Annotated in this window: 12 protein-coding genes and 1 tRNA gene; 9 read left to right on the top strand and 4 right to left on the bottom strand. The window is 61.2% G+C overall.

The features are described from left to right. Positions 1-11: 11 nt before the first annotated feature. Entirely contained in the window at positions 12-1,196 is a 1,185-nt protein-coding gene (gene rhmD / locus AC3IT6_RS19270) for an L-rhamnonate dehydratase (RefSeq protein ID WP_489352030.1), read from the bottom strand. Between the two features lie 17 nt (positions 1,197-1,213). Next, on the bottom strand, positions 1,214-2,509 hold the full coding sequence (locus tag AC3IT6_RS19265; RefSeq protein WP_489352028.1) for an MFS transporter: 1,296 nt from the start codon (positions 2,507-2,509) through the stop codon (positions 1,214-1,216). 125 nt (positions 2,510-2,634) lie between these two features. Between AC3IT6_RS19265 and AC3IT6_RS19260 the strand changes: the two genes are divergently transcribed. From AC3IT6_RS19260 to AC3IT6_RS19240, 5 genes are all read left to right on the top strand, one after another. After that, positions 2,635-3,576 carry a LysR family transcriptional regulator gene (locus AC3IT6_RS19260; protein WP_489352026.1) on the top strand — a complete coding sequence of 314 codons (942 nt, stop codon included), beginning with the start codon at positions 2,635-2,637 and terminating at the stop codon, positions 3,574-3,576. A gap of 176 nt (positions 3,577-3,752) precedes the next feature. Then, positions 3,753-6,584, top strand: a complete 2,832-nt coding sequence (locus AC3IT6_RS19255) for a xanthine dehydrogenase family protein molybdopterin-binding subunit (RefSeq protein ID WP_489352024.1) — start codon at positions 3,753-3,755, stop codon at positions 6,582-6,584. Then, the gene (locus AC3IT6_RS19250; RefSeq protein ID WP_007982256.1) at positions 6,577-7,116 is read left to right on the top strand and encodes a (2Fe-2S)-binding protein; all 540 of its coding nucleotides are present in this window, start codon (positions 6,577-6,579) and stop codon (positions 7,114-7,116) included. Before AC3IT6_RS19255 ends, AC3IT6_RS19250 begins: the two co-directional genes overlap by 8 nt. Before the next feature lie 2 nt (positions 7,117-7,118). Then, on the top strand, positions 7,119-8,357 hold the full coding sequence (locus AC3IT6_RS19245; RefSeq protein WP_489352022.1) for a c-type cytochrome: 1,239 nt from the start codon (positions 7,119-7,121) through the stop codon (positions 8,355-8,357). A 1-nt stretch (position 8,358) separates the two neighbouring features. After that, positions 8,359-9,330: an XdhC family protein gene (locus tag AC3IT6_RS19240; protein WP_489352020.1), complete on the top strand. Its 972-nt coding sequence runs from the start codon at positions 8,359-8,361 to the stop codon at positions 9,328-9,330. A 35-nt stretch (positions 9,331-9,365) separates the two neighbouring features. Here the strand turns inward: AC3IT6_RS19240 and AC3IT6_RS19235 are convergent, their stop codons facing one another. Then, positions 9,366-10,649: an NAD(P)/FAD-dependent oxidoreductase gene (locus AC3IT6_RS19235; RefSeq protein WP_489352018.1), complete on the bottom strand. Its 1,284-nt coding sequence runs from the start codon at positions 10,647-10,649 to the stop codon at positions 9,366-9,368. Between the two features lie 184 nt (positions 10,650-10,833). Between AC3IT6_RS19235 and AC3IT6_RS19230 the strand changes: the two genes are divergently transcribed. Beyond that, positions 10,834-10,910: transfer RNA gene (locus AC3IT6_RS19230), tRNA-Val, on the top strand. A gap of 113 nt (positions 10,911-11,023) precedes the next feature. Here AC3IT6_RS19230 and AC3IT6_RS19225 read toward each other — a convergent pair. Then, positions 11,024-11,380: a tyrosine-type recombinase/integrase gene (locus AC3IT6_RS19225; RefSeq protein WP_489352016.1), complete on the bottom strand. Its 357-nt coding sequence runs from the start codon at positions 11,378-11,380 to the stop codon at positions 11,024-11,026. Between the two features lie 355 nt (positions 11,381-11,735). Between AC3IT6_RS19225 and galU the strand changes: the two genes are divergently transcribed. The 3 genes from galU to AC3IT6_RS19210 all read left to right on the top strand — a co-directional run bounded on the left by galU (position 11,736) and on the right by AC3IT6_RS19210 (position 13,614). Continuing rightward, complete coding sequence (gene galU, locus AC3IT6_RS19220; protein WP_489352014.1) at positions 11,736-12,575, top strand: UTP--glucose-1-phosphate uridylyltransferase GalU; 840 nt, start codon at positions 11,736-11,738, stop codon at positions 12,573-12,575. Between the two features lie 609 nt (positions 12,576-13,184). After that, a complete protein-coding gene (locus AC3IT6_RS19215) occupies positions 13,185-13,379 on the top strand; it encodes a hypothetical protein (RefSeq protein WP_489352012.1) in 195 nt (64 codons plus the stop codon). Then, positions 13,369-13,614: a hypothetical protein gene (locus tag AC3IT6_RS19210; protein WP_489352010.1), complete on the top strand. Its 246-nt coding sequence runs from the start codon at positions 13,369-13,371 to the stop codon at positions 13,612-13,614. The genes AC3IT6_RS19215 and AC3IT6_RS19210 overlap by 11 nt, the downstream gene beginning before the upstream one ends. The last annotated feature ends 66 nt before the right edge of the window (positions 13,615-13,680 follow it).

The raw sequence follows: 13,680 nt of genomic DNA, 5'->3' as shown, positions 1-13,680 counted from the left end.
GAACTCCTTTCTCAGCGGTTATACGGCCGATGCAGTTGGCATTCGGGGTTGAGGGTCACGCCGAAACCTGGCTGGTCGAGCGCGGACAGGCGCATGCGGCCATTGACCGGCACCGGTTCACCGAGCAATTGCGGATGGAACATCGGCACCACTTCGTCGGCCTTCGGCGCCATCATCAGGAACTCGGCGAACGGGCTGTTATGCCGGGTGGCGACGAAGTGGTAGCTGTACACCGACGAACCGTGAGGAATCACCAGCGCGTTGTGGGCATCGGCCAGGGCCGAGATCTTCACCAGTTCAGTGATCCCGCCGCACCAGCCGACATCCGGCTGGATGATGTCGCAGCAACCCATCTCCAGCAGCATGCGGAAGCCCCAGCGCGTGGCTTCGTGTTCGCCGGTGGTCACCAGCATGCCCTTGGGCACGTTGTTGCGCAGGGCTGCGTAGCCCCAGTAGTCGTCCGGCGGCAGGGCTTCTTCGATCCATTTCAAGCCGTATGCGTGGGCGCCAACCGCCAGTTTGGTGGCGTAGTTGAGGTCCAGGCTCATCCAGCAATCGAGCATCAGCCAGAAGTCCGGGCCGACGCGTTCGCGCATGGTCGCCAGTTCTTCGAGGTTTTTGCGCAGGCCTTCCTCGCCTTCGGCCGGGCTGTGGTGCAGCGGCATCTTGCCGCCGATGAAGCCCATTTTCTGTGCCAGGTCCGGGCGGGCGCCGGTGGCGTAGAACTGCAATTCGTCGCGCACCGCACCGCCGAGGAGCTGATGTACGGGCTCCTGGCGGATCTTGCCGAGCAAGTCCCACAGCGCCAGGTCGACGCCGGAAATCGTGTTGATGACGATGCCCTTGCGCCCGTAATACAGGGTCGACTGGTACATCTGGTCCCAGATTTTTTCGATGTCGGTGACCCGGGCGCCTTCGAGGAATCGGGCCAGGTGCTTCTCGACGATGTAGGCGGCAGGCTCGCCGCCAGTGGTCACGGCAAAACCGACGGTGCCGTCGCTGGCTTCGATTTCCACCACCAGGGTGCCGAGTACGTTGATGCCGAAGGTGCGGCGGCTCTGGCGGTACTCGGGGTATTTGCTCATTGGCGTGGCAATGTGGTCGTCGATCCAGTGGCCGTCGGCCTGGTCGTGATAATCGGCGCCGCCGCCTCGCAGAGTGAAAGCGCGGACGTGTTTGATGGTTGGAATGCCCATGGTGTGACTCCTCAGGTTTAAACGGTGGCCGGTTTGTTCGAGGCTTTATGGCCGGGCGCGCGTATGCCCAGCACCAGCAACGCGGCGATGACGGTGGTAGCGGCCAGCACGTACAAGCCTGCTGCCGGTGAATGGAAGGCGCCTTCGGCCCAGTTCTTCAGCACCGGGGCGATGAAGCCACCGAGGGCGCCGAACGAGTTGATCAGGGCGATCCCGGCCGCGGCGGCGCTGCCGGCGAGGTAGCTGGAGGGAAAGGTCCAGAACACCGGTTGCACGGCGATGAAGCCGGAGGCGGCAAAGCACAGGGCGATGATCCCCAGCAGCGGGTTGCTGAAGGTCACCGAGCAGGCGATCCCGGCGGCGGCCATCAACAAGGTCAGGCACGCGGTGCGGCGGCGTTCGCCAGTGCGGTCGCTGTAGCCGGGAATCAGGTAGGCGGCGACCAATGCGCAGATCCACGGGATTGCCGTCACCAGGCCGACCATCAGCCCGACCTTGGTGCCCAGCAGTCCGCCAACCTGGCTCGGCAGATAAAACACCACGCCGTAGACGCTGGCCTGGATCAACAGGTAGATCAGGCACAGGTGCAGCACCGAGGGTTGGCAGATCACGTTGAGCAGGCTGCGGCCGTGGTTCTGCTTATGGCTGTCTTCCTGATCGAGCAGGCTCTGCACTTGCTGGCGTTCCTCGACGGTCAGCCACTTGGCGTCGGCCGGACGGTTGTCCAGGTACCAGTAGGCCCAGATGCCCACCGCCGTGGCCATCAGGCCTTCAACGGCAAACAGCCACTGCCAGCCGTGGAAACCGGCAAAGCCGTCCAGCTCCAGCAGCAGGCCGGACAGTGGACTGCCGAAGATGAACGCCAGCGGCGCACCGAAATAGAAGAAACCCATGGCCTTGCCGCGCACGGCGCTGGGAAACCAGTAGGTGAGGTAGAGGATCACCCCGGGGAAGAAGCCGGCTTCGGCCACGCCCAGCAGGAAGCGCAGGACGTAGAAGCTGGTTTCGGTGTGGGCGAAGACCATGGCGGCGGAGACCAGGCCCCAGGTGACCATGATCCGGCACATCCACAGGCGGGCGCCGACGCGGTGCAGGATCAGGTTGCTTGGCACTTCGAGCAGTGCGTAACCGGCGAAAAAAACGCCGGCGCCGAAGGCGAAGGCGGCATCGCTGATGTTGGTGTCGGCCTGGAAGGCTTGTTTGGCAAACCCGACGTTGGCGCGGTCGAGGAAGGCCATGATGTACATCAGCAGGAGAAACGGGAGTAGCCGCCAGGAAATTTTGGCGAGCAGAGGCGCGGGTAGAGTCTTCATCGCAGTTTTCCTTTGGTAGGGCATTTGTTCTTATGGGGAAGACTGTACGGCCGCTGATCGATGCGTTACAAATCGAATCTAGCTCACAACTGATACCCTCAAGGTATCGATAAAAAAGGCCCGCCATGACCACGCCGACCATCTCCCGCAGTCTGCTCAATCGCCTGCGCTACAAGCATCTGCACATGCTGGTGACGCTCAGCAGCAGCCAGAACCTGCACCGCGCTTCGCAAAGCCTGAACATGTCGCAACCGGCGGCAACCCGCATGCTCCATGAGATTGAAGACATGTTCGGCTGCGATCTGTTCGAGCGCCTGCCGCGGGGGATGCGCCCGACAGCGCTGGGCCAGGAACTGATCCGCTTTGCCGAGTCGGCCCTCAGCGGTCTCGACCGTTGTGCCGAGGACCTGATGGCGCGGCAACAGGGCGGCTACGGCTATCTGTCGATCGGTACCATCATGGGCGCGGCGCCGGGTCTGGTCATGGATTCGATTGCCGAAATCAAGTCGCTCAATCCGCAGTTGCGGATTCGCATCATGGGCGACACCAGCGACCAGGTGATCCAGTTGCTGGAGCAGGGCCGCATCGACCTTGCCATCGCCCGGCGCAATGCTGCCACCGACAGTGAACATTACGTCTTCGAGCAATTGGGTAACGAACGCTTGCTGGTGGTGGTGCACGCCGGCCACCCGCTGGCCCGGCGCAAAAAACTGGAAATGGCGGAGCTGGTCAGCGGTTGGCCGTGGATCCTGCAACCGGAAACCAGTCCGGCGCGCATCGGTCTGGATCAGGCGTTGCAGCGCCTGGCGTTGCCGTTGCCGGCAGACATCATCGAATGCAGTTCGGTGTACTCCATGCAGCAACTGATTCAGCTGACCGACGCGATCATGGTGCTGTCGGAAACCGCATTGCGCGACTATCTTAAAATGGGCTTGGTAGTGGCGCTGCCGGTGGAACTGGATGTGCAGATGGCGCCCTTCGGATTGTTGTTGCGCAAGGGCGAGCACATCAGCCGGGAGTTGGGGTTGTTCATCGATCTGCTGCGTCGAAAAGTCGCGGTTTTTTGATTCCTTGGTCAGTTTTTGGTTTTCCGCGAAGGCATAAGCCTATAAACTTAACCTTTCGGTCAGCTTTGCACTGTCAACAACAGCCCTTTGCATCGTCGAAAAGGGCTTCTGCAAGACTCGAGATTTCCAGAACATAACCAGAAGGGCGGACCCCATAACCGCCCAGAGGATGATCCATGTCCAACCGTGATATATCCCGGCGCTCGTTCCTTCAGGGCGGGCTGGTAGCGGGTGTGAGCGTGACGCTCACGCCATTGAGCAGCCAGGCGCTGGCCGCCTTGATGGAGAACAGCGTGACCGTGCCGTCCGAGCAGTGGCTCGGCAACAATGGCAAGGCGCGCGCCCGTAACGATGCCTTGTCCAAGGTCTGCGGCAGCAAGGTCTTTGCACGCGACATCCGCGCCAAGGACATGCCGGGCTGGCCGCAGCAGCAAGGCCACGCCATGTTGCTGAAAACCATCAAGGCCGACCACATCTTTGCTGGCATCGACCTGTCGTGGCTCGGTGCCGAGTTGCAGCCGGACCGCATCGTCACCGCCGAAGACCTGGTCAAGGACGGTATCGTGTTCCCTGAGGAGCACGCCCCGGATCCGCTGTTGCCGGCCGGCAAGGTGCCGATGTTCATCGGGCACCCGGTGGCGATCCTGATCTGGAACGATTTCGAGCGCTTCCGTCAGGCCAAGAACCAACTCAAGTTCAATGACAAGGCAATCCGCTACGGCGATAAAGCGCCGTTCTATGAAGGCGATCCTTACGGCAGCTTCCGCTACGTGCGCGTTGGCGGCGCGACCTCGGCGGACGAAGACGAGTTCGCCAGCCTCAAGGATTCGATCCTGTTCCCGATGCTGAAAAACCGTCGTCCGGTGTGGAACTCCCAGCCGAACCTGCACGGCAACCTGACCGAGCGCGGGCTGTTCTACGCCGAGCGCATGAAGCAGCAGATCGATACGCCGCCGGACAACTGGCTGGTGTTCGACGAGCGCTACAAGACCCCGTCGATCGAGCCTGCCGCCCTGGAGCCGGACAACGGCAACGGCTGGTACGACCCGGCCACCAAGACCCTGCATTTCGTCGTCGCCACCCAGTGTCCGCTGGAAACCGCGACCGAGACCGCGAAGATGATCGCGCCGTCGCGTTTCGGCCTGGCCAACCTGAACATGCACCCGGGTTACACCGTCGGTTATGGCTCCAAGGACCACAACATATTCGTCTACTACGCAGCCCTCGCGGCGTTGTACGGCGCCGGTGTGCCGGTGCGCCTGGCCAACGACCGCTACGAGCAGTTCCAGAGCGGCATCAAGCGTCACCCGTTCGACATTCGCTACCAATTGGCGGTGGACAAGACCGACCACAGCTTCAAGATTTTCCGCTCCGAGATGAGTGTCGACGGTGGCGGACGAATCAACTACAGCCCGTCGGTGGCGGCGGTGGGCGCTACGGCCGCACAGTCGATCTACTACATGCCGCAGAACGATCTGCAGGTCACGGCCTATCACTCCCGCGCCGTTGAAGCCGGGTCGATGCGCGGCTACGGCACCCTGCAAAGCATGGCGGCGACCGAGATGATGGTCGACGAAATCGCCGGTCGCCTCGGTGTCGATGCCATCGAACTGCGCCGCAAGAACGCACTGCGCTCGGGCATGAAAAACACCCAGGGCGCGATCCCGGCCGGTGCCTTGCGCCTGCACGAGATTCTCGACAAGGCGGCCGTCCACGACACTTGGAAAAACCGCGACGCGATCAAGAAACAACGCGAAGCCGCCGATCCGGACAACTGGTACGGGGTGGGTTTCGCCATCTGCCAGAAAGACTTCGGCACCGGTTCCGAAGCGCCGATGGCCAGCATTGAATTCACTGCCGAAGGTCGCATCAGCCTGCGCCACATCGGTATCGAAATCGGCACCGGTATGTCCACCTCGCAAGCCATGGTCGTGGCCGATTTCCTCGGTATTGCGGCGCACGAAGTGAAGACCGGCGAAACCGAATGGAAAGAGTTGCAGCTGATCAGTGGCGGCAACCCGTACATCATGAGCCAGGCCGAGCAGGACAACTTCCTGCGCAATCCGCGCTGGGTCGGCAAGGTTGCCTCGGCTTCGTCGGCAACCAACTCGGCGTACTACTTCAGCCACGCCACCCGTGAAGCGGCGCGCGTGCTGTTCAACCACGGCCTGTGGCCGGCGGCGCTGGAGATCTGGCGACAAGGCCCTTACGGCGGTCAGGCCAACCCTTACGTGGTGCGCCGCGAAGACGCCCATTGGGTCGACGGCAAGCTCACGGCCAACGGGATGGAGCCACTGCCATTCGCCATGCTCGCCAAGCGCGTTCACGAACGTGGCCTGGTAAGCGGCGCCACCGTGCATGGTTTCAACCGCTGGAGCTGGGCCGAGGCCGAGTTCAGCATCGACGGCGTGCGTGAGCGCTTGCCGCTCGACGGCCTGGCCGTGAAGTACGGCGACGGTGCACCGAAGGCGAAGAAGGCGCAGATGAACAGCGCCGGTTTCCATCTGCTGGATCGGCAGGGCATCGCCTACCCGGCGACCCAGCTGAACAACGCGGCGGTGACTTACTACAGCCCGGTCGCGACGCTGGTGGAAGTGAAGGTCAACAAGGGTTCGAACGAAGTGTCGGTACTTAACCATCACTCGTGGGTCGAGTGCGGTCGGGTGCTGGTGGAAGAACTGGTCAGGGGCCAGCTCGAAGGCGGGATCGCCATGGGCATCGGCCATGCGCTGATGGAAGAGATGCCGCTGTACGAAGGCGGGCCGGGGGAGGGGGACTGGAACTTCAACCGTTACCGCCTGCCAATGGCGCGGCACGTTGCGGTGTGGAAACAGACGGCGGACATCCTGCCGCCATTGTCGCCGAGCGACCCGTCCAAGGGCATCGCCGAGGTGGTGATGATCCCGGTGGTCGGTGCCATCGGTAACGCCGTGGCCCATGCCATCGGTAAACGTGTCCGCGACCTGCCTATCACTTCTGCACGCATCAAGGAGGCCCTCAATGGCTAACCGTCCGCTTCAACTGACCCTCAACGGTCAATCCGTCGGCCCGGTGGACATCCCTGATGACCTGCCGATGATCGACTACTTGCATGAATACAAGAACCTCACCGGTTCGCGCCTGGGCTGCGGCCAGGGCATCTGCCACGCCTGTGTGGTGATCGTCGACAACCCCGACGGCACCAGCGAAGAAGTGCGCACCTGCATCACCGGCGCACACTATTTCGAAGGCAAGAAGGTGCGGACCATCGAAGGCCATGCGACCCGCGACGAGCAGGGCAAGGTCACCGAGCTGAACCCGATCCAGCAGCGCTTCGTCGACGAATTCGCCTTCCAGTGCAGCTACTGCGCGCCGGGCTTCGTCAATGCCGCGACGGTGTTGGTGGAGAAGCTGCAGCGCCAGCCAATCGTCAAAAGCCAGCTGGAAAAAGTCATCGAGGACAGCCTCGGTCATCACATCTGCCGTTGCACCGGGTACGTGCGCTACTACAGCGCCACCCGCAACGTGCTGACCGATCTCGGCCTGGTCAAGGAGGGTTAAGCATGAAGCTTCTACTTAGCCGCCTGGCGTTGGCGGTTGGTCTGGCTGCGCCTGTGGTGGCGGCTCACGCGGATGATGCGCAGGTCAAGCAAGGCGAGTACCTCGCCCGCGCCGCCGATTGCATGGCGTGCCACACCGCACCGGGTGGCGCGCCCTATGCGGGCGGCCTGCCGATCGTGTCGCCGTTCGGCACGATCTACGGTACCAACATCACCCCGAGCAAAGAGCACGGCATCGGCAAGTACAGCGATGACGAGTTCTTCGCCGCGCTGACCGAAGGCAAGCGCCGCGACGGGGCGAACCTGTATCCGGCGATGCCCTACACCTCGTACCACCTGATACCGCGTGCGGATTCCGACGCGATTCATGCCTACCTGAAAACCGTCGAGCCGATCGAGCGTGCAGCGCCGGTCACCAGCCTGAGCTTCCCGTTCAACGTGCGCCTGGGCCTGATGGGCTGGAACATGATGTACGGCAAGGACGTGAAGCTGGAGCCGGTTGAAGGCAAAAGCGAAGCCTGGAAGCGCGGCCAGTACATGGTCGACGTGCTGGGGCACTGTGGCGAATGCCACACCCCACGCGGCCTGCCCGGTGCGATGCAGATGGACAAGCGCATGACCGGTGGCATTCTCAATGGCTATCTGGCGCCGAGCCTGTTGGCCACTGACCTGGCGGCCCGTGGCTGGAATCATCAGGACCTGAGTTCGTTCCTCAAGCACGGCATGAGCGCCCAGGGCACGATGTTCAACGAGATGTTCCCGGTGTTCCACAACAGCACCCAGGGCCTCAGCGATCCGGATCTGGCGGCGATGGCGACTTTCCTGCTCGGCGATCAGCCGCCAGCGGCGAAAGTGCTCACCGAAGTGCCTTTGGACAAGCTGAGCCCGAGCGCCCAGCGTGGCCGTCAGGAATATTTGAATGTCTGCGCCGGTTGCCATGCGCCGGGCGGTGAGGGCAAGCCGCACATCGCCGTGGCCATGCGCGGTAACACCACGCTACGCCTGGAAGATCCGCGCAACCTGGTACGGGTGATCGACGACGGTATTGGTGAGCAGAAGTTCTCCGGGTTCGAACACATGCAACCGATGCCGGGATTTGTCGACAAGTTGAGCGACGCGCAACTCACGGATCTACTGAACTACCTGCGTCAGGGTTGGGGCGGTCAGCCGAATGATCTGGCTGTAAACGACGTGCAGAAGTTGCGGGCCGATGCGCCGCCGCTCGAGCACAAGGCCCACTGATATGCAGCATCTGGATCTGCAAGTGATACGCCGGGCGCTGGAGTGGTCGGCGGCCGGTCAGCGCATCTGGTTGTGTACAGTGTTGGCCACTTATGGTTCGGCACCGCGCGCACCGGGTTCGCTGCTGGCGGTGAACACGCAGGGGCACTGGATTGGCTCGTTGTCCGGTGGCTGTGTCGAGGAAGACTTTCTCGAGCGAGTCGCCGAGGGCGCGTTTCTGGAGCCGGTCAGCGTTGTTCGTTACGGCGAAGGCGACGATCCACGCTCGCGCGTCAGCCTGCCCTGTGGCGGGGTGCTGGATGTGCTGGTCGAGAAGCTTGACGCCGATTGCGAGGTGCAAGCGCATCTGCGGGAACTGGAGTCGGCGCTGCTGGGCCGGCGTCGGTTGATCCGCGAAGTCGACCTGCAAAGCGGTGCGCGCAGTCTGTTCGATGATCGTGAGCAGGGTGTGCGTATCGAGCGTGAAATCGACCGGGTGCGCGTGCGCGTCGGCGCGGCCCAGCGCTTGCTGCTGGCGGGGTATTCCAGTGTCGCCCAGGCCTGTGCGGAGTTTGCCGTGGGGCTTGGCTTCGAGGTGATTCTGTGTGACCCGCGGGACGAAGTGCTGGAAGGCGTCGTGCTGGAAAACGTGGAGATTCGGCGCCAGCTGCCGTCGGTGTTCATCGCCGATGGAGGCTGTCACAGCGACACGGCGGTGGTGGCGTTGACCCACGATCCGCGTATCGATGACCTGGCGATGATGGAGGCGGTTCGCACCGAGGCGTTTTACATCGGTGTGATGGGCTCCATGCAGACCTCGCAAAAGCGCTTCGAGCGCTTGCGGCGTATTGGTGGCTTGGGGGAGGTCGAGTTGGGGCGGATTCATGCGCCCATCGGGCTGAACCTGGGCAGCAAGACGCCAGCAGAGATCGCGCTGGCGGTGCTGGCGGACATCCTGCGGATTCGCAGCGGTATCCCCCGAGATCGTCTCTAACCCCCCCCCAAAAAAAACCTGTGGGAGCGTGTCGCTTAGTACCCGAACCTGTCCCGCAATCCGTAATACCACGCACCCAATGCCGCGAACGGCGTGCGCAGCATTTGTCCGCCCGGGAACGGGTAGTGGGGCAGGTCGGCAAAGGCGTCAAAACGCTCGGCCTGGCCGCGTAATGCTTCGGCCAGCACCTTGCCCGCCAAATGCGTGTAGGTCACGCCATGGCCGCTGCAACCCTGGGAATAGTAGATGTTGTCGCCCAGCCGTCCGACCTGGGGCAGGCGCGACAGAGTCAGCAGGAAATTGCCCGTCCACGCGTAATCGATCTTCACGTCCTTGAGTTGCGGGAATGCCTTGAGCATCTTCGGCCGGATGATCGCTTCGATATTCGCCGGATCCCGCGCACCATACACCACGCCACCACCGAAAATCAGGCGCTTGTCGCCGCTGAGGCGGTAGTAGTCGAGCAAGTAATTGCAGTCTTCGACACAGTAATCCTGGGGCAGCAGGGTCTTCGCCAGTTCTTCGCCCAATGGCTCGGTGGTAATCACCTGTGTACCGCAAGGCATCGACTTGGCGGCCAGTTCCGGCACCAGGTTGCCCAGATAAGCGTTGCCGGCGACGATGATGAATTTGGCCCGGACCTTGCCCTGCGGCGTGTGCACAACAGGGTTGGCGCCGCGCACAATGCGCACCGCCGGCGACTGCTCATAAATCGTCCCGCCCAGGGACTCGACCGCCGCCGCTTCACCCAGTGCCAGGTTAAGCGGATGGATGTGGCCGCCACTCATGTCGAGCATGCCGCCGACGTACTGATCACAAGCCACTACTTCGCGAATGCGGCGTTGATCCATCAGCTCAAGCTGGGTATGTCCGAAACGCTCCCACAGGCGCTTCTGGGATTCGAGATGCCCCATCTGCTTGGCGGTCATCGCGGCGAACACGCCACCGTCCTTCAAGTCGCACTGGATGTTGTACCTGGCGACTCGCTCACGAATGATTCGCCCACCCTCGAACGCCATCTGCCCCAGCAACTGGGCCTGCTTGGGACCGACCGTACGCTCGATGACATCGATATCGCGGCTATAGCTATTAACGATCTGGCCGCCATTACGCCCGGACGCCCCGAAACCCACCCCGGCGGCTTCGAGCACCGTGACCTTGAAGCCGTTCTCCAGCAGAAACAGGGCAGAGGACAGCCCCGTATAACCGGCGCCAATTACACAGACATCGGTCTCCACGTCATCCTGCAACGCCGGGCGCGACGGAACCGCATTGGCCGATGCGGCGTAGTAGGACTCGGGGTAGGGAGTGTTAGCCATCCGGCAGCCTCTGTTTAATATATTTTACGAGTGCGTTGATCCTACCCGAGTTGAAAATCGCCCGCCAGCCACCCGGAAAATCTTCTTTGTACCGGTGAAATTAAATATTTTGCATATTCATAGGGTTAGCTCGAAAAAAGGTGTTGACACCCCTCCGGAATTCCGTAGAATGCCGCCTCACAGCAGGCACGTAGCTCAGTTGGTTAGAGCACCACCTTGACATGGTGGGGGTCGTTGGTTCGAGTCCAATCGCGCCTACCAAACAAAATCCGCTCTGCTGGGCGGTCTGGAAGGGCTCACCGAAAGGTGGGCCCTTTTTTGTTGCCTGGGGTTTGGGCAAACTTTGGGAATATTTTGGACAAACGACCACCGCGCTACACCTTCAGGTCGGCTTTCACCTTCATGTAAACCACCGCGTCATCACCGTGTCCTGCCTGGTAGTGCTCCGTCATCTTCACGTCAGCGTGCCCCATCAGACCCTGAATATATTCCTGCTCGAAACCCTGTTGCTCATACAGCCAGGCGCCGAGTGCTCGGATTTCGTGGAAGGTCGGGCGCTCGCCGACCGGTACGTCTTCATAGGCTTTCGAATCGTCCCGCGCCTGGGCGAAAGACTTGGTCAGAGAGTCCGCCGTCACTGCCTTCCAGTGTAGCTTGGCATCGAGCTGAGTCCGCTTGCGTGCCTTCGGTGAGTAGTGGATCAGGTACGGGCAGACGACCGGCGGTTTCATACACTCCTGCACCACCTCCCGCCGCTGAAGACTCAGCAACCCCAGTCGAATGGCGCGCCTCAGCCAGACCGGCGTCCCCGCGTACTCCAGTATCTTGTTTAGACCCTCTACGGTGTGTCGCTGCCGCCATTGGGCGGGCTTCGACATCTGTCGGTTACATGACTGAAAATCCTCCGTGCTGCGGAAATTAAAAAACGCAGGGCGCTCGGAAGAACCGGGGCATTCGTGCGTCGTAACTATTGGTGGCAATAATTCTCTATGGAGATGTTAGTTAGTCGTCTCTAACATTGAACCGTGCCCGCAGCCTGATTAGACTGCGCGCAAATTAGGACGCACAGATTTATCAAGGACTCTTATGATCAAAAAATGCTTGTTCCCGGCAGCTGGTTACGGCACTCGTTTCCTGCCAGCGACCAAAGCCATGCCCAAAGAGATGCTGCCGGTGGTAAACAAGCCACTGATCCAGTACGGCGTTGAAGAAGCACTGGATGCCGGCTTGACCGAAATCTCCATCGTCACCGGTCGCGGCAAGCGCGCGCTGGAAGACCACTTCGACATCAGCTACGAGCTGGAAAACCAGATCAAGGGCACCGACAAGGAGAAATACCTGGTCGGCATCCGCAAGCTGCTCGACGAGTGCTCGTTCTCCTACACCCGTCAAACCGAAATGAAAGGTCTGGGCCACGCGATCCTCACCGGCCGTCCACTGATTGGCGACGAGCCGTTCGCCGTGGTACTCGCGGACGACCTGTGTGTGAACCTTGACGGCGACGGCGTGCTGACCCAAATGGTCCAGCTGTACAAGCAGTATCGCTGCACCATCGTCGCGATCATGGAAGTCGACCCGCAAGAAACCAGCAAATACGGTGTGATTGCCGGCGACCTGATTGGTGACGACATCTACCGCGTGCGCAACATGGTCGAGAAGCCAAAGCCGGAAGACGCCCCGTCGAACCTGGCGATCATCGGTCGTTACATCATGACGCCGGACATCTTCAGCCTGATCGAACAAACCGAGCCAGGCAAAGGTGGCGAGATCCAGATCACTGACGCCCTGATGAAACAGGCGCAGGATGGTTGCGTGATTGCCTACAAGTTCAAGGGCAAGCGTTTCGACTGCGGCGGTGCTGAAGGCTACATCGAAGCGACCAACTTCTGCTTCGAGAATTTCTACAAGCAGGGCAAGGCGTACTGATAGCGCCTGAGCTGCTTGTCTTGTATTGAAAGCCACCTTCGGGTGGTTTTTTTATGTGTGCTCAGAGTACCGATTGCTCCCGTGCTCTTGTCACGCATCGAAGAGGTGGCCGACCTCATAGCCCTGTATGCCGAGTCAGCACTGGTGTGGGCCCTCTGGTTTTCTGACAACCCAAAGCTCATTGAAGTCGGTGACTTTCCGGCAAGCTTCAAGGCGGTGCTGCTGATCGGGTATTCCTACGCGAATCGGGAGGCGGTTGGTGGGCGCGGTAGACATTCTTGAGGTGACCGAGCCGCTCGACTGGAACGTGGAAAATCCGCGCATCTTGATTCGGCGGCACGATGGCTCGGCCACGCCACTGATCGCGTCGACTCAGCTGTCGGACTACACGATGAGCATCCCAGCCGACGCCCTGGACTTTGACCTGATCACAGACCTGTCGATCGAGCCGGCGCGCTTGCTTTGCTGTTCGCAGCATCCACGCAAGTGGGCTACAGCGCAATGCTCAGCGAGATCGCCCCCGATAGCGACGGAACGTGCAGCTTCACAGCGATCGAGTATCGCGACGACTACTACGACAACGGCCTCGCGCCCAATTAAGGACTGCTCATGATTGCCTATCCGGAGGGATTGCCCCTGCCGCTGCTGCGGTCACAAAAAATGAGTGGGCGAGCTGTGCAGCGGCGCTTGTACCGCAACGTTCCCACCGAAGCTTCTGTGTCCTGGCTGCTCAGCGACGAGCAGACGCAGCTGTTCGAGGGGTGGTTCGATCAAGATCCTGATCTAGGGGACCATGTGGTTTGAGTGCCGCCTGAAAACGCCGCTCGGGTTGGAAACATACGAGGCCCGGTTCAAGGATATTTACTCGGGGCCGACGATGGTCGGCGTGAGTCATTGGCGATTCACGGCCGTGCTCGAGCTGTTCCAGCGGCCAGTTGTGGGTGCCGAGTGGGTGCTGATTGCGCCTGAATACATCCACATGTCCAGCATCTTCGACCAGGCGATGAATCAGGTGTGGCCTCGCCACTTGGACGAATAAACGCCCATTGATGACCGGCCCGGTCTTCACGAACTCATGACTCCACGACCGGTATACTGCCGGCCA

This window comes from Pseudomonas sp. KH_017 (genome assembly GCF_057840285.1).
Note: the sequence above shows the minus strand (reverse complement) of the source record. Positions and strands in the feature narration are given on the sequence as shown.